Source organism: Bradyrhizobium sp. ISRA430, assembly GCF_029909975.1.
In the GTDB taxonomy this organism is placed as follows: domain Bacteria; phylum Pseudomonadota; class Alphaproteobacteria; order Rhizobiales; family Xanthobacteraceae; genus Bradyrhizobium.
This window is the reverse complement of record NZ_CP094516.1, coordinates 6,348,342-6,366,651: the sequence shown is the minus strand read 5'-3', so window position 1 is coordinate 6,366,651 and position 18,310 is coordinate 6,348,342. Positions and strand designations below refer to the sequence as shown.

The 18,310-nt window shown below is 64.8% G+C and carries 14 protein-coding genes; 5 read left to right on the top strand and 9 right to left on the bottom strand.

Going from position 1 to position 18,310, the window contains the following annotated elements:
* The first annotated feature begins 233 nt into the window (after positions 1-233).
* Positions 234-1,214: a tripartite tricarboxylate transporter substrate binding protein gene (locus tag MTX21_RS30215; protein WP_280968262.1), complete on the top strand. Its 981-nt coding sequence runs from the start codon at positions 234-236 to the stop codon at positions 1,212-1,214.
* A 281-nt stretch (positions 1,215-1,495) separates the two neighbouring features.
* Here the strand turns inward: MTX21_RS30215 and MTX21_RS30210 are convergent, their stop codons facing one another.
* The gene (locus tag MTX21_RS30210; protein ID WP_280968261.1) at positions 1,496-1,762 is read right to left on the bottom strand and encodes a DUF3551 domain-containing protein; all 267 of its coding nucleotides are present in this window, start codon (positions 1,760-1,762) and stop codon (positions 1,496-1,498) included.
* A gap of 71 nt (positions 1,763-1,833) precedes the next feature.
* Positions 1,834-2,118, bottom strand: a complete 285-nt coding sequence (locus MTX21_RS30205; protein ID WP_280968260.1) for a DUF3551 domain-containing protein — start codon at positions 2,116-2,118, stop codon at positions 1,834-1,836.
* Between the two features lie 428 nt (positions 2,119-2,546).
* On the opposite strand from MTX21_RS30205, the gene MTX21_RS30200 reads away from it, so the two are divergent.
* The gene (locus tag MTX21_RS30200; RefSeq protein WP_280968259.1) at positions 2,547-5,681 is read left to right on the top strand and encodes a multidrug efflux RND transporter permease subunit; all 3,135 of its coding nucleotides are present in this window, start codon (positions 2,547-2,549) and stop codon (positions 5,679-5,681) included.
* A gap of 310 nt (positions 5,682-5,991) precedes the next feature.
* On the opposite strand, the gene htpG is transcribed toward MTX21_RS30200, so the two are convergent.
* Positions 5,992-7,869 carry a molecular chaperone HtpG gene (htpG, locus tag MTX21_RS30195; RefSeq protein ID WP_280968258.1) on the bottom strand — a complete coding sequence of 626 codons (1,878 nt, stop codon included), beginning with the start codon at positions 7,867-7,869 and terminating at the stop codon, positions 5,992-5,994.
* 191 nt (positions 7,870-8,060) lie between these two features.
* Entirely contained in the window at positions 8,061-9,260 is a 1,200-nt protein-coding gene (locus MTX21_RS30190; RefSeq protein ID WP_280968257.1) for an MFS transporter, read from the bottom strand.
* A gap of 187 nt (positions 9,261-9,447) precedes the next feature.
* Between MTX21_RS30190 and MTX21_RS30185 the strand changes: the two genes are divergently transcribed.
* Positions 9,448-10,590: an OpgC domain-containing protein gene (locus tag MTX21_RS30185; protein WP_280968256.1), complete on the top strand. Its 1,143-nt coding sequence runs from the start codon at positions 9,448-9,450 to the stop codon at positions 10,588-10,590.
* Between the two features lie 107 nt (positions 10,591-10,697).
* Positions 10,698-11,303, top strand: coding sequence for a TetR/AcrR family transcriptional regulator (locus MTX21_RS30180; protein ID WP_280968255.1), 606 nt, complete (start codon positions 10,698-10,700; stop codon positions 11,301-11,303).
* A gap of 138 nt (positions 11,304-11,441) precedes the next feature.
* Here the strand turns inward: MTX21_RS30180 and MTX21_RS30175 are convergent, their stop codons facing one another.
* The 3 genes from MTX21_RS30175 to MTX21_RS30165 form a co-directional block, all read right to left on the bottom strand.
* Positions 11,442-12,386, bottom strand: coding sequence for a fatty acid desaturase (locus MTX21_RS30175; protein WP_280968254.1), 945 nt, complete (start codon positions 12,384-12,386; stop codon positions 11,442-11,444).
* A 15-nt stretch (positions 12,387-12,401) separates the two neighbouring features.
* Positions 12,402-13,418 carry an alpha/beta fold hydrolase gene (locus MTX21_RS30170; protein WP_280968253.1) on the bottom strand — a complete coding sequence of 339 codons (1,017 nt, stop codon included), beginning with the start codon at positions 13,416-13,418 and terminating at the stop codon, positions 12,402-12,404.
* Positions 13,419-13,578: 160 nt separating this feature from the next.
* Positions 13,579-14,382 (bottom strand): MBL fold metallo-hydrolase, encoded by an 804-nt coding sequence (locus MTX21_RS30165; RefSeq protein WP_280968252.1) that lies wholly within the window; start codon positions 14,380-14,382, stop codon positions 13,579-13,581.
* A 188-nt stretch (positions 14,383-14,570) separates the two neighbouring features.
* On the opposite strand from MTX21_RS30165, the gene MTX21_RS30160 reads away from it, so the two are divergent.
* On the top strand, positions 14,571-15,773 hold the full coding sequence (locus tag MTX21_RS30160) for an MFS transporter (protein WP_280968251.1): 1,203 nt from the start codon (positions 14,571-14,573) through the stop codon (positions 15,771-15,773).
* A gap of 64 nt (positions 15,774-15,837) precedes the next feature.
* On the opposite strand, the gene MTX21_RS30155 is transcribed toward MTX21_RS30160, so the two are convergent.
* Together MTX21_RS30155 and MTX21_RS30150 are read right to left on the bottom strand one after the other, a co-directional pair.
* Positions 15,838-17,451 (bottom strand): acyl-CoA synthetase, encoded by a 1,614-nt coding sequence (locus tag MTX21_RS30155; RefSeq protein WP_280968250.1) that lies wholly within the window; start codon positions 17,449-17,451, stop codon positions 15,838-15,840.
* A 44-nt stretch (positions 17,452-17,495) separates the two neighbouring features.
* Positions 17,496-18,263 carry an FCD domain-containing protein gene (locus MTX21_RS30150; protein WP_280968249.1) on the bottom strand — a complete coding sequence of 256 codons (768 nt, stop codon included), beginning with the start codon at positions 18,261-18,263 and terminating at the stop codon, positions 17,496-17,498.
* Positions 18,264-18,310 lie beyond the last annotated feature (47 nt).

The window sequence follows — 18,310 nt, the reverse complement described above, 5'->3', positions numbered from 1 at the left end:
CGAGCCGGCGCAATTCTTGCGATAGCAAAGTTATGACGCCGAACGAGTGCTCACCCTCTCCCCCTTGTGGGAGAGGTCCCGGGCGCAGCTCGGCGGGTGAGGGTCTCTCTCCACACCGACAATCTCGCGAGTGGAGACAACCCCTCATCCGGCGCTTCGCGCCACCTTCTCCAAGGCAAGAAGGAAGAGGAGAGCGTGGACGCAGCTTCGGTTTCCTTGTTGAGGCAAGACCAATGATAACGAAACGCACTTTTCTCCGTACCGCCGCCTGTGCTGCCACGACCCTCGCCACGCCGCGTGCCTTTGCGATCGGCAACCCGTCCTATCCGTCGCGCAGCGTGAAATGGGTGGTGCCGTATGCGCCGGGCGGCGCCACCGACGTGCTGTCGCGGCTGATCTGCCAGCGGTTGTCCGAACGGCTCGGCCAGACCTTCGTCGTGGAGAACAAGCCCGGCGCCGGCAGCAACATCGGCACGCAGGCTGTGATCACGTCTGCGCCGGACGGCTATACGCTGCTGCTGACTTCGACCGCGAACGCGATCAATGCATCCTTCGATCCGGCACTGCCTTACGATTTCGCCAAGGGCATCGCACCAGTCGCCGGCGCGGCGCGCATTCCGCTGGTGCTGGTCGTCAACAACGATCTGCCGGTGAAGACCGTCGCCGACTTCATTGCCTATGCCAAGGCCAATCCCGGCAAGATGTCGATCGCCTCATCCGGCATCGGCACCTCGCTGCATCTCTCGGGTGAGCTGTTCAAAGCGCTTGCCGCCGTTCAGTTCACCCACGTGCCCTATCGCGGCTCGGCGCCGGGACTGACCGACGTAATGAGCGGCCAGATCCAGGGCATGTTCGACAACGTCACCTCGTCGTTCGAGCTGGTGCGGGCCGGCAAGCTGCGCGCGCTCGGCGTGACCACGCACGAGCGCTCGGAGATCTTGCCGGACGTTCCGCCAATCGCCGACACGCTTCCTGGCTATGAGACGAGCTCCTTCTACGGCGTCGGCGCGCCGCGCGACACGCCGCACGAGATCATCGATCTCCTCAATCGCGAGATCGACAGCGCGCTCTCCGACGCTGAGATCAAGACCCGCATCGCCGAGCTCGGCGCGATCCCGCTGCACGGCAATGCCGGCGAATTCGGCACCATGCTCACCGCAGAGACCGACCGCTGGCGCAAGGTGGTGGCACTCTCGGGCGTGAAGAAGGAGTAGCGACGCGTTGAACGAGGCTAGCGCCAAAACTGCGGAGCGTTCCACCCTTGGGGGCTAGGGAGGGTGGTGCCACACGGCACACACTCTCTATCTGACGACAGGCCTCGCATTCGCTCTCAACGATGGGAAGACCTTTTCCTGGGCTGCCCCCTCCCCTACCCTCCCCCGCAAGGGGGGAGGGGAGCCGAGTGTATGGCGCCTCATTCGGTGCCCCATCATAATCGGCTAAGACACAGCGCGCGAGCTTGGCGTCGATGTCGGTCTCGAGCACGCCGACGTTGCTAGTCGGGCCTCCCACGATAGCGGCGCGGCGGTTCGTTGGCGGCAAAGTACGGATTGAGATCGCAGCTTGCGGAGAGCCCTGAGGCCGTCGCACGGCATTGCGGCAGGGAAGTGAAGGAGCAGTCGTACCAGTCGCCGCCACCGCCGCTCCCGCCGGAATAGACGTGCATGCAGACGGGAAAATGCGGATCGAAGGTCTGCGCATGAGCTGGAGCGGCCGCCAGCACGACACCGGCGGCCATGATCAAACCGAATGCGTGGCGCATGACCTTGCCCTCGTGACGCACAGGCGAAGCCGCATCAGCAACGGGCCCCGCGCAATCGGAAGATGTACGCGCTAGTACACCTTCTTGTGGCGCCGGTGCGGCGGTGGTGGCGGCGGGGGCTCATTGAAGGCGTAGTAGGGATTGAGGTCGCAGCTCGCGGAGCGGCCCGAAGCCGTGGCACGGCACTGCGGCAGCGAGGTGAAGGAGCAGTCGTAATAGTCACCGCCGCCGCCCCAGCCGCCGGGCGTATAGACGTGCATGCAGACCGGATAGCGCGGATCGTAGGTCTGGGCACTCGCCGGCGCGACGGCCTGCAGCGTGGCAATCGCCATGATGGTCAGGAGCGGTAGGCGCATCGGAAACTTTCCTCAAATCGTTGGCGACAGCAGGCGTTATGCCATTTCGATATGGCACAACACCGCGCAAAAAGCGACCGTTCCTGAACATACCTCTCCCGCTTGTGACGCGCGCTCGAAAAAGTTGCGACGCGGCGTCACACGGGGCACGAACGAAGAAAGAGGCCCACGATCGGTCTGCATAGAACGCATATCTCGCTGCCGCGATTCCTTCGACAAAGGTCGCAAGCATCCGGCGCAGGATTCCGTTCGCAGGCCTGGGCGAACGGACTACTCTCTCAAGACAACGCCGGCCCCGGAGCAACGATGGTCCGGGGTCATCAACAAACATAAGGGCTGAAGGAAACGCACATTCGCGCTCGGGCTCTCGGGCGCGACTCCGCCGCATGCGAGGAGAAGATGCGCTGGCCAGTCGATGGTTTCAGGGCATGCAAGAGAGCTTCTCGTCTCTGTTCATCCGCTATCCGATCGGCACCTCGCTGCTGATGGCGGGCATCCTGTTCGTGGGCCTCGTTGCCTATCCGCTGCTGCCGGTCGCGCCGCTGCCTCAGGTCGACTTTCCGACCATCCAGGTGTCCGCATCCCTTCCGGGCGGCAGCCCCGAGACGATGGCCTCCTCGGTGGCGCAGCCGCTCGAGCGCCAGCTCGCGCAAATCCCCGGCATCACGCAGATGACCTCGACGAGCTCGCTCGGCTCGGCATCGATCACCATCCAATTCGATCTCAACCGCCTGATCGACGCGGCCGCCAACGACGTCCAGGCCGCGATCAACGCGGCAAGTGGCCAGTTGCCGAAGAACCTGCCCTCGCCGCCGACCTATCGCAAGGTCAACCCGGCGGATTCGCCGATCATGATCCTGTCGGCGACCTCCGACGCGCTGCCGCTGACTACCGTCAGCGACCGCACCGACGCGCAGCTCGCGCAGCAGATCAGCCAGCTTCCCGGCGTGGCGCAGGTGTTCGTCGGCGGGCAGCAGAAGCCTTCCGTGCGCATCCAGGTCGATCCGGCCAAGCTCGTCGCCAAGGGATTGTCGCTGGAGGACGTGCGCGGCCAGATCGCGACCGCGACCTCGGACAGCCCGAAAGGAAACATCGACGGTCAGCGACGCGCCTACACCATCTACGCCAACGACCAGCTCCTCGAGGCCGCGCACTGGATGGACGTCATCGTCGCCTATCGTAACGGCGCACCGCTACGGATCCGCGACATCGGCGCGGCGGTGGCCGGGCCGGAGGACATGAAGACCGCGGCCTGGGCCGACGGCCAGCGCGGCGTGTTCCTGGTCATCTTCAAGCAGCCCGGCGCCAACGTCATCGAGACCGTCGACCGCATCAAGGCGCAACTGCCGCGGCTGATCGCGGCGATCCCGCCTGCGATCAAGATCAAGATCATCAGCGATCGTACCATCACCATTCGCGCCGCGGTCGAGGACGTGCAGATCACGCTCATGATCACCATCGCGCTGGTGGTGATGGTGATCTTCATCTTCCTGCGCAGCTTCTGGGCCACGATCATCCCGAGCATTACCGTGCCGCTGGCGCTGCTCGGGGCCTGCTCGCTGATGTGGGTGTTCGGCTACTCGCTGGACAATCTCTCGCTGATGGCTCTGACGATCGCGGTCGGCTTCGTCGTCGACGATGCCATCGTGATGCTGGAGAACATCACGCGCTATGTCGAGCGAGGTGAGAGACCGCTCGCCGCCGCCTACAAGGGCGCGGCCGAGATCGGCTTCACCATCGTCTCGATCAGCATTTCGCTGATCGCAGTGCTGATCCCGCTCTTGCTGATGGGCGGCATCATCGGCCGGCTGTTCCGCGAATTCGCGGTGACGCTGTCGATGGCGATCTTCGTCTCGCTGGTGGTGTCACTGACGCTGACGCCGATGATGGCCTCGCGCTTTCTGCGCGCCGACCAGGAGGCCCGGCACGGCCGCTTCTACCAGTGGAGCGAGCGGATGTTCGAGCGCCTGCTCGGCAGCTATGAGCGCGGGCTGGACCTCGCGCTGCGGCACAGCTTCGTGACGCTTCTCATCTTCTTCGCCACCGTCGCGCTCTCGGCCGGGCTGTTTATCCTGATCCCGAAAGGCTTCTTCCCGCAGCAGGACAACGGCTTCCTGACAGCGGTCTCCGAGATGCCGCAGGACATCTCCTTCACCGAGATGAAGCGGCGACAGGAAGAGCTCAACGCGATCGTGCAGGCCGACCCCGCCGTCGAATCGATTGCGATGTTCATCGGCGGCGGCGGCACGGCGCTGAACTCGGGACGCATGTACATCACGCTGAAGCCGATCGCGGAGCGCGATGCCAATGCGCAAGCGATCATCGCACGGCTACGGCCGAAGCTCGCCGAAGTCGAGGGCGCCCGCCTCTACATGCAGGCCTCGCAGGACGTGCGCCTCGGCGGCCGCGCGACCCGCACGCAGTTCGAGTTTACGCTACAGGACGCCAATCTCGCCGAGCTGAACGAGTGGGCGCCGAAGATCCTGGCGAGCATGAAGAGTCTACCGCAGCTCCGTGACGTCGCCACCGACCAGCAGACCGAGGGCACGACGCTGCAGCTCACGATCAATCGCGACACCGCCTCGCGCTACGGCATCCAGCCGCAGCTCATCGACGACACGCTCTACGACGCGTTCGGGCAGCGCCAGGTCGCGCAGTATTTCACCCAGACCAACAGCTATCACGTGATCCTCGAGATCACGCCCGACCTGCAGGGCAAGCTCGACACGCTCGACAAGGTCTACATCAAGTCGCCGCTGACCGGCGAGCAGGTGCCGCTCTCGGTTATCTGCACCTGGACCAACGAGCCGGTGCGGCCGCTCGCGATCGCGCATCAGGGCCAGTTTCCGGCGGTGACGATCAGCTTCAACCTCGCCGAGGGCGTGGCGCTGGGACAGGCGACCGACGCGGTGCTGCGCGCCGTCGGCGACATGGGCGCGCCGCCGACGTTGGCGACAGCCTTCCAAGGCACCGCGCAGGCGTTCCAGCAATCGCTGAGCAGCGTGCCGATGCTGATCCTCGCCGCGCTCGTTGTGGTCTACCTGGTCCTGGGCGTGCTCTATGAGAGCTACATCCACCCGCTGACCATCCTCTCCACGCTGCCGTCGGCCGGCGTCGGCGCGATCGCGATCCTGATGATCTTCGGCTTCGATTTCAGCCTCATCGCCCTGATCGGCATCATCCTTCTGATCGGCATCGTCAAGAAGAACGGCATCATGATGGTGGACTTCGCGATCGCCGCCGAGCGCGAGCAGCATCTGACGCCGGAGCAGTCGATCCGCCAGGCGGCGCTGTTGCGCTTCCGCCCGATCATGATGACGACGATGGCGGCCCTGCTCGGCGGCGTTCCCTTGATGCTCGGCAGCGGCACCGGCGCCGAGATCCGCCAGCCGCTCGGCTATGCCATGGTCGGCGGCCTGCTGGTGAGCCAGGCACTGACCTTGTTCACGACGCCGGTCGTCTATCTCTATCTCGACCGCTTCTCCAACCTGCTGTTACGCTGGATGGAGAAGAAGCCGGAGGTGAAGGTGGAGCGCGAGGAGCGGAAGGATGCGGCGGAGTAAGGGCGGCGTGCCACCGGCTCCGTCATTGCGAGCGCAGCGAAGCATTCCAGACTGTCTCCGCGGAAGTAGTCCCGCATTGCTTCGTCGCTTTGCTCCTCGCAATGACGAGTGAAGAGACGCGAGATGCGTTCCCTCCCCCCTTGCGGGGGAGGGCTAGGGAGAGGGTGCCACACGGCACGCTCTCTCTGTTGGACGAATTACGCTGCGTTTTTCGGGAAGACGACGGATACCTTTTGCCGGGCCACCCCTCTCCCCGGCAAGGGGGAAGGAGCGCAGCCGGACGCGCGGCGATAGCGTTCGGCTACGGCAGCTAACTGCCCAGCCCCTGCAGCACCAGCCGGTTCAACCGGGTGGCGAAGGCGGCTGGGTCTTCCGGTAGTTCGCCGTCGAGGATCTGTGCCTGCTCGAGCAGCAGCAGGCTGAGGTCGTCGACCAGCTTGGAGCCGGCCTGGGCCCGGGTGATCGCCGCAACCATCGGATGGCGCAGGTTGATCTCGAGGATCGGCTTGGTACGCATGCCGCGGTTCTGCTGCGCCAGGATACGCTCGAGCTCGCGGCTCGGGCCCTCGGTGCTGGCGACGAGGCAAGAGGCGGAGGCGGTCAGGCGCGTGGACGCCTTGACGTCGCTGACGCGCTCGCCGAGCGAAGCCTTGATCACGGCGATGGTGGCAGCCTCATCGGCGGCCGGCTCGTCCTTCTTGGCCTCGTCTTTCTCGTCGACGCGCGGGATCAGGTCGAGGTTGAGATCGCCCTGGCTCAGCGACTTTAGCGGCTTGCCGTCGAACTCCATCGGCATCGAGGTCCAGAAGGCATCGACAGGATCGGAGAGCAGCAGCACCTCGATGCCCCGCGCAGTCGCCGCCTCGAGCCGCGGACTGGACTTCAGCCGCTCGATGCTGTCGCCGACGAGATAGTAGATCTCGGTCTGGTTGGGCTTGAAGGCGGCGACGACGTCCTTGAGCGAGCGCTTCTCGCCGGAGGTGGTGGTGAAGCGCGACAACGCGAGCAGCTTTTCGCGGCGCTCGAAGTCCTCGTAGATGCCCTCTTTCAACACCGCGCCGAAGGCGTCCCAGATCTTGGTGAAGTTCTCCGCGTCCTTCTCGGCGAGGCTTTCGAGCTCGTTGACGACGCGGGTCGCCACCGCCTTCCGGATCTGCGCGAGCTGCGGATTGTTCTGGAGCATCTCTCGGGAGATGTTGAGCGGCAAATCCTCGCTGTCGACGACGCCGCGGATAAACCGCAGATAGCCGGGCAACAGGTCGGCATCATCGGTGATGAAGACGCGGCGGACATAGAGCTTGACGCGGCCCTTGCGTGAGGGCTCGAACAGGTCGAATGGCTTTGTCGACGGCGCGAACAGCAGTACCGCGTAGGAATAGCGGCCCTCAGCGCGATAGTGCAGCGTCATCGCGGGATCGTCGAAAGCGGGCGCGATTTGCTGATAGGCCTTCTTGTAGTCTTCCGCCGTCAGCTCGGATTTCGATCGCTGCCACAGCGCGCTCGCCGAATTAATCTGGCGCGGCTCGCCCTCTTCCGGCACGAGCTCGATCGGAAAGAGGATGTTGTCGGAATAGGCGCCGACGACGCGCTCGATCTCGTAGGTCTCGAGGTATTTCTTGGCATCGTCCTTCAGGTGCAGGACGATCTCGGTGCCGCGCCTCACGCGGGCGGCGTCCTCCTCGCCCGCACGGGCGATCTCGAAGCCGGAGCCGCCGGAGGACGTCCAGGTCCAGACGTCGCTCTCGCCGGCACGGTGGCTGATGACGACGATCTTCTCGGCCACCATGAAGGCTGAATAGAAGCCGACGCCGAACTGACCGATCAGCCCGAGGCCGTCCTTGGCCTCTTTCAGCTTCGCTACGAAGGCCTTGGTGCCGGAGCGGGCGATGGTGCCGAGATGGTCGATCAGCTCCTGCCGCTCCATGCCGATGCCGTTGTCGGCGATCGTGAGCGTCCTGGCGGTCTTGTTCGGAACAATGCGGATCTTGAGGGCGTCGCCCTCGCCCAGGAGCGCCGGATTGGCAATCGCCTCGTAGCGGAGCTTGTCGCAGGCGTCCGAGGCGTTGGAGACGAGCTCGCGCAGGAAGATGTCGGTCTCCGAATAGACGGAGTGCACCATCAGGTGCAGGAGCTCGGAAACCTCGGCCTGGAAGGGCTGCGTATGCGCAGCCGTATCTGTGGTCGTCATGCGTTTACCCGGTCAAATCGAAGAGGAGAAAACCGGGATATAGCGCGAGGGGACGGGGGATCAAGAGGATGTGATGAGGAAGCTGCCCCTCCCCCGCCCCCGGCCGGCGGCGCCCGCCCATAGAGGACCGCGGCCGGGCCATGTAGCGCAGGCGACAGGACGCCTGCGCGGTCGTATCGCAAGCCGGACGATCACGCCGGCTGAAGTAGCCGCTCCTCGCGTCGCGGCGAGAACACCAGCGCCACCAGCACGGCCGCGAGCGCGACGCCGGAGGCACCGAGATAGAGCCAGGCATAGCTATTGTTGGCATCGAAGATGCGCCCGCCGGCCCAGGGGCCGAAAGCCATCCCGATCGCCGAGACCATGGTCATGGCGCCGAACACGGTGCCCATGATGCGCTGGCCGAAAGATTCCCGCGCCAGCACCGCATAGAGCGGCATCACGCCGCCATAGGCCGTGCCGAACACGACGGCGATCGCATAGAACGCCTCGAGCCGGTTCACGAACAGATAGGCCGCGATGCATAGGGATTGCACCAGGAGCCCCGAGATCAGCACGGGCTTTGCACCGAAACGATCGGCGAGCAGACCAAGCAGCAGGCGCCCGCCGAGTCCGGACAGGCCTTCGACGCTGTAGATCGACACCGCCGCGAGCGGAGCGATGCCGCAGCCGATCGCGTAGCTCACCATGTGGAAGATCGGACCCGAATGCGCGCCGCAGCACAGGAAGAAGGTGAGCGCGAGCACGATGAACTGCGGCGAGCGCAGCGCCTCTCCGACGCTGAGCTTGGGCTCGTCGACGGCGCGCGCTGGACCTGATGCTCGCTCCACCGGTGCGCGCCGCACGAGCAGCGCGGTTGGGATCAGCAGGACCCACGCGGCGATGCCGATCGTCATCATCGCCGTGCGCCAATCATAAGTCGAGATCAAGTAGCGTGCGAACGGCGAAATCGTCATCGGCGCAACGCCCATACCGGCGGAAACCAGCGACACCGCAAGGCTCCTGCGCTTGGGCTCGAACCAGCCGGTGGCGGCTGCGATCATCGGCGCGAAGAAGGCGCCGGCCGCAAGCCCGACCAGCACGCCATAGGTGAGCTGAAACGAGATCAGCGACGTCGTCCCGCTCGCCAGCACGAGGCCGAGCCCGAGCAGGCACGCGCCGGCCAGCGTCACCGCGCGCGGGCCGATGCGATCCGACAGCGCGCCCCAGCCGAAGCCGGCGGCGCCCATCACCAGGAAGTCGATCGTCATGGCACTCGAAATGCCGGTCCGCGACCAGCCGGTGTCGACCGACATCGGTTGAAGATAGACCGCGAGCGAGAACATCGCGCCGATGCCGACGCAGGTCATCAGGGCCCCGCAGGCCACGATCATCCAACGATAGGAGCTCATGTCGTTTCCCCTTTTGCAGAAGTTGCGCTGGCTGCAAGACGAACGGGGTTGCGGGAAATCGACAGGTCGATGCGCGAAATTTTTCGTCCCCGAACGAGCCGGGCCTGCGTTCACGCAATCGCTACTCGGATAGGGCGATCGTTGCCGCTAAAAGCAGCGCCCCTGATTCCAAACGCCATTTTTTGCGATGAAACCGTCGGTCAAGGCGAACCTCGCCGCATTTCAGCACGATGCCCGGCTCTATTTGACGCTCGGGATTGCCAACTGGTCGATTTTCATCGACCACATCCCGAACAATGTTGCCAACCTGCTGACATTGCGTAATTTCGGCTTCAGCGGCGCCGCCGACCTTTTTGTGTTCGTGGTCGGCTATGGCGTTGCCATCATCCACGCCAAGATGGCAGTGGAACGCGGCTACGTCGTCGCGGTGACGCGGATCTTCCGCCGCGTCTGGCGGCTCTATGCCGCCTATGTCGTGCTGTTCGTGATCTACATCGACGCCATCGCCTATGTCGCCTCGCAATCGATGGCGCCGGAGATCATCCACGAATACAACATCTCCGGCATCCTTGAGCATCCGCTGCGAATCCTGGTGCGCGGGCTGGTGCTGCAGGAGGAACCGCTGAACCTCGACCTCTTGCAACTGATGATCCCGCTGATGGCATTCTTTCCGCTCGCGTTGTGGGGTCTGTTGCGGCGCCCGAACCTGATGCTTGCCGCTTCGGTCGCCTTGTATGTCGCCGCGCGCTGGTTCGACTGGAGCTTTCGCCTCTATCCGGACCAGGAATGGACCTTCAATCCGTTCTGCTGGCAGATGCTGATGGTGCTGGGCGGCTGGTTCGCCGTGACCGGCGCGCCCAGCCGCGCACTGCACGGCATGGCCTGGTTGCGCGTGCTCGCGGGCGCCTATCTCCTGTTCGCGATGGCGGTAATGCTGATGCGGCATTCGCCGGCGCTTGCCGCATACCTGCCGGATGTCTTGCTCAACGGCATCACGCTGACCGACCGGGAGAACCTCGCGCCTTACCGCGTGGTGCATTTCCTCGCACTCGCCTTCCTCGCCGCGCATCTGGTGCGGGCCGACCATCCGGCCTTGCAATGGAAGTCGCTGCAGCCGGTCATCAGATGCGGCGAGGAGTGGCTCGCGGTGTTCTGCGTCGGCGTGTTCCTGTCGTTTGCCGGCCACCTCGTCCTGATCACCGGGCCCAATCTGGTGGTGATGCAGATCGTGGTGAGCCTCGCCGGCTTCGCCGCCATGACCGCGGTCGCCTATTACATCTCCTGGTCGAAGCGGCAGGACCTGCCCGCAGCCTTGCGGCAGCGCGCCTAGCCGCAAGGCTTCGCGATTTCCGCTAGGCCGGGCGCAGCGGCTGCGCTATGCCGAGCGGAGCGGCCGCAGCGCGACGGCGGCGCCGCGCAACAGGACCGGGCGAGGCCATGGCGAAAGGCACGAGTGAAGCGGCTGACACGGCGCCGCGGCGTGGCCGCCCCCGCTCGGTCGAGACCACCAATGCCATCCTCGAAAGCGCCTACACGCTGATGGCGGCGACGGGCCTTGCTGCCACCACCATCGACGCGGTCGCGCGCCGCTCCAACGTCTCCAAGATGACGATCTACAAATGGTGGCCGTCGCGCGAAGCGCTCCTGATCGACGCCTTCCTTCACCACGCCGCGCAAATGCTGCCACTGCCGCCGGCGACTTCCGGCACGCACGCGGCGCGAGCCCGTCGCCATGCTTCGGCCTATGCCGAGGCGTTGCAAGGCGAGTTCGGCAAGGTGCAGCTCGCGGTGATCTCCGAATGCATCTCGAAGACCGGATCGGCGGAGCTGTTCTATGCACGCTATCTGCAGTTCCGCCGCGATGCGTTGGTGGAGATGATCGCCGCAGGCCAGGTGGACGGCAGCATCATGGCCGAAGGTCCGGCCGAAGACCTCTACGATGCCATCTACGGCAGCCTGTTCTACCGCTACGTCTTCGGCATCGCCCCGATCACGCCGGCCTATGCGCGGAGCCTGGTCGATCTGGTGTTGAGGCCGCGTTAGGCCGCCCCCTGTGAAAATCTGAAAAACAACCCCATGCAAAGTAGCTTGGCAGAGCGGAACGATGCCTCGCGCGCCCGCAAAACCGTTTGACACGTCGGGCAAAACAGCGGCAACGGGTATTCGTCGCGCAATCCCGCCTCACCCCTGCCGCTGCCCGCGAAACCAGGCCCAGGTCTCGCGCGTCGTCCTGATGTAGCCGCGGCCGCGATAGATGATCTCGTCGTCGACGATGCCATTGAGCTTCGGCAGCGCGTGAAACGGGATCGTGGGATAGGCGTGGTGCTCGACGTGGTAGGGCATGTTCCACGCGAACCATTTGACGATGGCGCCGGTATAGGTGGTGCGGGTGTTGTGGAAGGCGCTGCGGGTGCGCTCGCACCCGGTATGCTCGGCATAGAGATACGGCCGCAGGAAGAATTGCCCGATGAGCAGCGGGATAATCCAGACCCAGAGCAGCAGCGCAGAGGAGAACCACAGCGACATCGCGAGCAGCGCGATATAGAGCGCGAGATAGGCGCGCGCTTCGAGAACGATGATGGCGCGCTTGTTCGCTGGGATCCAGGGCACGGTGACCTTGCCGGTGACGGCATGGCCGAGCATCAGCCGGAGACGGCCGGCGACCTGGAGCAGGCCGCTATAGGCGATCGCGAGCTGCGTATCGGATGTCGGCTTTACGCCGACGATCAGCTCCGGATCCTTCTCCGGATCCTGGGTGTAGCGATGGTGGTCCCAGTGAAACAGGCAGTAATATTCGTAAGGCAATCCGATCGTGAAGGCCGAGAGATAGCCGACCGCGAGGTTGAGGCCGCGACTCCTGAAAGCCGTCTTATGCGCGGTCTCGTGCACCGCCATGAACAGGAAGGCGACGAAGTAACCCTGCACCGCCATCAGCGGCAGCGCCCGCAGCACACCATAGCTTGAATCGACCTTCCAGATCAGCGCGCCGACCAGCACGATCACGCCATAATGGCCGAGGCTGCGCACAGAACCCTTGAGGTTGGAGCGGACCGACAATTCACGCAGCATCGCCGGCGTCAGCGGCTTCAGGCGGTGGCCGGGCTTTGAGACGGTTGCGTCAGTCATGATCGGCGCCTCGCGTTACTTGCGGAGAAGCTCGGCAATCTCCGCCTTGATGAAGGCGTGATCGCGCGGATTGTTGACCGGATTGCCGGCGCGATGGCCGTGGATCGACGGGATCGGATGCAGCACCGCGGAGCGGGCGCCCGCGAGCCGGCCGAGTTCGTCCTCATTGTCGCGCACATCGAAGTAGCCATCGGTCGCGCCCGGCATCAGCAGTATATGCGCCTTGATCGCCGCGAGCGCGCGGTCGAAATCGTCGCCGAAGGCGGCGCAGCGGCCGATGTCGCCGTTCTGCCAGATATCGATCTGCGCCAGGAGATCGTTAGCGTCGCGCCGCGCGAAGGTGCCGTCCCAGGCGCGGACGAGATAGTCTTCCAGCGAGGTGAAGCCGGCCTCGCGCCAGACCTCGTCGCGATAGAAGCCGTGCGACATCGCCCAGCCGGCATAGACCCGCCCCATCGCGCGGAAGCCGGCGACGGGTCTTTCGACGAAGCGGCCATCGCGGAAGGCGGGATCGGCGGTCAGCGCGGCCTTCACGCCTTCGAGAAAAACATGATTATAGGGCGCGCAGCGGGCGCTGCCGCAGACCACCGCGGCGCGCTCGACCATATCAGGATGAGAAGCTGCCCAATGATAGGCCTGCATCGCACCCATGGACCAGCCATAGACCAGCGCGAGCTTTGAGATGCCGAAGCGCTCGGTGAGCAGACGGTGCTGGACCGCGATCGCATCGTGATAGGTCAGTTTCGGGAACGGCGCGGCGGAGTTCGACGGCGAGGACGACAGGCCGTTGCCGAACAGGTTCGGAATGATGATGAAGTAGCGCTCGGGATCGAGCGCGCCGCCCACCTGGATCAGCCACTCGGTGTCGTAGTGCTGCGCGCTGAACGAGGTCGGATAGAGGATGACGTTGTCCCTCGCCGGGCTCAACGTGCCATAGGTCTTGTAGGCGAGCCTCATCGCGGGGAAGACTGTGCCCGACTGAAGCGTGACGTCGCCGGCCTCGAATATCTCGTAGTCGCGCTGCGTCATCATGCGCCCAACTCCCGCTCGCGCGGCCACAGAACGCGCCGCTGAAACGACGATGCATCGATCATGCCTAACCAGCAAACGCATCGTTGCGCCGCGCTTAATAACTGTACTATTAGTACAGTTATTTGGCGAAGGCAAGACGCATTCTGATCCACGCGCGGCTTTAGGCGATGGCCGCGATATATCGCTCCACCGATGCCACGAACGCGGCCTTGGCGCCTTCAGCGATGTTGCGTCCCCACCAGGCGCCGTAGATGCGGTCGAAGGTGAGCGGCGCGACCGCGGCAGCGATGCGGTGCACCGCGGCGGCATTGAGCGGCATGTAGTTCGGATAGGAATACATGAAGCTGACGAAGCGGCGGTCCATCGTCACCTGCGCGATGTCGCCGGTAAGCAGCGCGCCTTTGCCCTCCGCGCCGCGTGACCAATGCAGCATGGTGGCGCCTGCGAAGTGGCCGCCGGTGCGCAGGAGCAGCACGTCGTCCGAGATGCGATTGCTATTCCCGGTCCAGTGCACGATCGAGGCATGGGGGCGCGTCACCCATTGGCGATCATCCGCGTGCAGATAGACCGGAATGCCGCCGAACGCCTCGCTCCAATCGGCAAGCGCGCCATAGTAATGCGGATGCGATATCGCGATCGCCTTCAGCCCGCCGAGGGTGCGCACCTGCGCGATCGCCTCCGGCGTTGCCAGCGGCACGCAGTCCCACATCACACAGCCGTCGCCGAGCGGCACCAACAGCGCGCGCTGGCCAATCGCAAAGCTCGGCTCGAGCGCGAGGCCGGTGAGGCCGAGATCGTCGCGCCAGACCAGGCGATGGCGCTCGGCCAGCGTCTCTCGGGTGAGGAAGGTCTGTCCGTTCCAGTTCACGAACTGCCGCTCATCTTCGCAGATCGGACAGGAGGTCGGCGGCGTCCCGCCGTTCGGGAATTGCGCGCCGCAGGTTTCGCAGGTCCAGAGGGGCATGGCGTGATCCGAAAGAGACGACGGGATAGCAATGAGGTGACACCGCGACGCCGTGACCGCAAGGGGGACGGAACCAACGCGATCACCGCCGGTTAGGTCTTCGTCCGCGCCGGCGCGATCAACTGAAGCTCGTTATCACCATTGCACGAGACCAAATTCGATTTGACAGTATCACGTTCAGCGTTTCGATGACATCGCGCTCCCCCTCCCCGCTACGCCTCTGGCCGCTGTTCGCGCTCAACTTCTTCATGGCCGACATGCAGTCGGGCATCGGGCCGTTCATCGGCGTGTTCCTGCAGGAGCGCGGTTGGGCGAGCGGACTGATCGGCACGGCGATGACGATCGGAAATGTCGCGGGAATGCTGATCACGACGCCGGTCGGCGGCTTCATCGATGCCAGCCGCAACAAGCGGCTGTGGGTCGTCATTCCCGGCATCTGCGTGGTCGCCGCTTCGGCGATCATCCTGATCTCCCAGAATTTCTGGGCGGTCACGTTCTCGCAAGTCGCACAATCGCTGGCAAGCGCCGCCATCGTTCCGGCGGTGACCGGCATCACGCTCGGCATCGCCAAGCAGAAGGGCTTCAATGCGCTGAATGGACGCAACCAGGCGTTCAACCACGCCGGCAACATGGTCGGCGCGGCCTTGTCGGGCTATCTCGGCTACAAATTCGGCTACGGCGCCGTGTTCGTGCTGGCGGCCGCGTTCGGCGCCATCGCGATTGCGTGCATGCTGATGATTCCGGCCAAGGCGATCGACAACCACGCCGCGCGCGGTTGTCGGGAAGACGACCCCGACAGCCCGCCGAGCGGCATGTCGGTGCTCCTCAAGCACAAGCCGCCGCTCGTCCTGGCACTGGCGCTCGCCCTGTTCCATCTCGGTAACGCCGCGATCGTGCCGCTCTACGGACTTGCGGCGGTGGCCGAGAGCCAGGCCAACGGGCCGAGCTTCGTCGCCACCACCATCGTGGTCGCGCAAGGCGTGATGATCCCCACCTCGCTGATCGCCATGCACGTGGCGGGCAAGCGAAACTACTGGCCGGTGATCCTGGTCTCGTTCATGTTCCTGCCCATCCGCGGCGTGCTCGCGTTCTTCGTCACGGGATGGTGGGGCGTCGTGCCGATGCAGGTGCTCGACGGCATCGGCACCGGACTTCAGACGGTCGCCGTCCCCGGCATGGTCGCGCGATCGCTCAGCGGCACCGGCCGCGTCAATCTCGGCCAAGGCGCCGTCATCACCGTGCAGGGCGTCGGCGCGAGCTTAAGCCCTGCACTCGGCGGCTGGATCGCGCAATGGGTCGGCTACGGTCCCACATTTCTGCTACTCGGCGGCTTTGGGCTGGCATCGGTGGCGCTGTGGCTGGCGTTCGGGGCTGCGGTGAAGAAGTATTGAGTTCTTCCTCCTCTCCCCGCTTGCGGGGAGAGGCGAACGATACCGCGACCTCGGAACAGGCGCATCACGTTCCGAAATTCTTCTGGATCGCCTTGTCGAGCGTCTCGCCGCCGACGAAGCGTTGGCGTAGCTCGCGCTTGAGCAGCTTGCCGCTGGGGTTCTTCGGCAGGCTGTCGACGAAAATGACACGCTTGGGCACCTTGAAATGTGCCATCTGGCCGGCGCAGTGCCTGATGACGGCGTCCTCATCGAGCGTCTCACCGGCCTTCACCACGACGATCGCGGTCACCGCCTCGATCCAGCGCGGATCGGGCAGGCCGACCACGGCAACCTCCGAGACCGCCGGAATGCGGTAGACCATCTCCTCGACCTCGCGGCTCGCGACATTCTCGCCGCCGGTCTTGATCATGTCCTTGACGCGGTCGACCACGGTGATGTGGCCCTCGGCATCGACGGTGGCGAGATCGCCGGAGTGAAACCAGCCGCCCGCGAACGCCGCGGCGGTCTTCACGGGATCATTGTAATAGCCGGACAGCAGATGCGGCGAGCGGTGCACGATCTCGCCGACCTCGCCGACCTTGACGTCCTCCATCGAGGTATTGACCACCCGCGTCTCGACATTGAGCACGGGCTTGCCGGCCGAGCCGGCCTTGCGAAGCTGGTCCTCGGGCCGGAGCACGGTCGCCAGCGGCGCGATCTCGGTCTGGCCGTAGAAATTCCAGAACTTGACGTTCGGCAGCCGGCGCTGAAGCTCGAGCAGCACCTCGACCGGCATGATGGAGGCGCCGTAATAGCCCTTCTGCAGCGTCGACAGATCGGTCTTGTCGAAATTCGGCGAGCGCAGCATCGCGATCCAGATCGTCGGCGGCGCGAAAAAGGAGGTGATCCCGTGCGCCTGGATCAGGGCCAGGATGTTGTCGGCGGTCGGCTTGCCCGTGATCACGCCGGAGGCGCCAAGATAGATTTGCGGGCCGAGGAAGACGTCGAGCTGGGCGCAGTGATAGAGCGGCAGCGCGTGCAGATATTTGTCCTCGGCGTTCATGCCGCCATCGATGATGCAGCTCACATACTGCCACATCACCGCCTCATGGGTCAGCATCGCGCCCTTGGGCAAAGACTCCGTGCCGCTGGTGTAGACGATCTGCGCGAGGTCGCGGCCGTCGATGGAGGCCTCCAGGAACGCGCTGTCGGCATGCAGGAGATCGTCGAAGGTGGTCAGGCCCGCGGGCGCCGTGGCGGGATCCTCGCCCGGCAGCCAGATCAGCTTTTCGACCGAGCAATCCCTGGCGCTTGCGGCCCGCGCGGGCTCGACGAAATCCGGACCGGTCGCGAGCAGCTTTGCGCCGGAGCTCTTCAGGATGAAATTGATCTCGTCCGGATTGAGCATGAAGTTGATCGGCACCAGCACCGCGCCGATCCGTGCCGCCGCAAAGCGGAGCGCCGCGAACGCGTGCGAATTGCGCGAGAGCACGGCGAGGCGGTCGCCCTTCTTCACCCCGAGGCCGAGCAGGCCGCGGCCGAGCCGGTTGCAGATCGCGTCCAGCTCGGCAAAGCTCCAGCTCACATTGCCGCAGCTCACCGCGAGCTTGTTCGGCTCGCGGCCCGCCGAGCGGCGCAGGAGATCGCCGATGGAATGCTCGCGGGCTTTCGAGATGGTCGCTGCGATGTCGCCGGTCATGTGTCCCTCCGTTACTTTGTTTATTTGTTGAAATTCCAGGGGCGCTATCTGCGCCGCGCCGCCTGCGCATGCTCCATGTACATGTGCTCGACCGAGCGATCGAGCGACGCGATCTTCTCGAAACCGCGCCGCCAATCCTGCAAGTGACGACGAGTCCAGAGCACGCCGGCCTCGCGGTCGCGGCGGCGGATCGCATCGATGAGATGGCGGTGGGCGGCGACCAGGCGTGGGCCGCCCTCGGCAACGCCGGTCACGATCATCTCGGTCGTCGGATAGAATAATTGTGCCGCCGGCTCGCGCGCGAGCTGGAGCACGCGGTTCTGCGATGCTTTTGCGACCAGGACGTGGAATTCGGCGTCGCATTCGGCCAGCGCTGCGGGATGGCCGACCACCGCCTCGCTGCGCACGAGATTGTCGGTGAGCTCGGCGATATTCTCTTCCGTCGCCCGCTCCACCGCGCCTTCGATGCTGGCGACTTCGAGCGTCATCGAGGCCTCGTAGAGTTCTCGGAACGTCACCTCGTGCAGGACCAGCGCTCGGCTGAGGCGACTCGCGAGCTTGCTGTAGCGCGGCAGACAGGCGTGCAGGCGGCGCGAGGAATCGCGCTTGATCAGTCCGCCCTCCTCGAGCACGCGAATGCCTTCGCGAATGGTCGAGCGATTGACGCCGAACTGCCGCACCAGATCGTGCTCGGTGCCGATGGGATCGCCGGGCTTGATCCGGCCATTGACGATCTCGCGTTCGATGGCGTCGGCGACCTTCTGATAGGCCGGCGCAACATCGATCGGACGAAACAGCGGCGCGACGGGCAAGACCTGCCTCCAATGGCGATTGTCCGACAAAGTATAGGGGCCGACCG

Excerpts from the sequence above, each read along its gene's own strand:
- MTX21_RS30215 (WP_280968262.1), top strand. The coding sequence starts at position 234 with ATGATAACGAAACGCACTTTTCTCCGTACCGCCGCCTGTGCTGCCACG.
- MTX21_RS30210 (WP_280968261.1), bottom strand. The coding sequence starts at position 1,762 with ATGCGCCACGCATTCGGTTTGATCATGGCCGCCGGTGTCGTGCTGGCG.
- MTX21_RS30205 (WP_280968260.1), bottom strand. The coding sequence starts at position 2,118 with ATGCGCCTACCGCTCCTGACCATCATGGCGATTGCCACGCTGCAGGCC.
- MTX21_RS30200 (WP_280968259.1), top strand. The coding sequence starts at position 2,547 with ATGCAAGAGAGCTTCTCGTCTCTGTTCATCCGCTATCCGATCGGCACC.
- htpG (WP_280968258.1), bottom strand. The coding sequence starts at position 7,869 with ATGACGACCACAGATACGGCTGCGCATACGCAGCCCTTCCAGGCCGAG.
- MTX21_RS30190 (WP_280968257.1), bottom strand. The coding sequence starts at position 9,260 with ATGAGCTCCTATCGTTGGATGATCGTGGCCTGCGGGGCCCTGATGACC.
- MTX21_RS30185 (WP_280968256.1), top strand. The coding sequence starts at position 9,448 with ATGAAACCGTCGGTCAAGGCGAACCTCGCCGCATTTCAGCACGATGCC.
- MTX21_RS30180 (WP_280968255.1), top strand. The coding sequence starts at position 10,698 with ATGGCGAAAGGCACGAGTGAAGCGGCTGACACGGCGCCGCGGCGTGGC.
- MTX21_RS30175 (WP_280968254.1), bottom strand. The coding sequence starts at position 12,386 with ATGACTGACGCAACCGTCTCAAAGCCCGGCCACCGCCTGAAGCCGCTG.
- MTX21_RS30170 (WP_280968253.1), bottom strand. The coding sequence starts at position 13,418 with ATGATGACGCAGCGCGACTACGAGATATTCGAGGCCGGCGACGTCACG.
- MTX21_RS30165 (WP_280968252.1), bottom strand. The coding sequence starts at position 14,382 with ATGCCCCTCTGGACCTGCGAAACCTGCGGCGCGCAATTCCCGAACGGC.
- MTX21_RS30160 (WP_280968251.1), top strand. The coding sequence starts at position 14,571 with ATGACATCGCGCTCCCCCTCCCCGCTACGCCTCTGGCCGCTGTTCGCG.
- MTX21_RS30155 (WP_280968250.1), bottom strand. The coding sequence starts at position 17,451 with ATGACCGGCGACATCGCAGCGACCATCTCGAAAGCCCGCGAGCATTCC.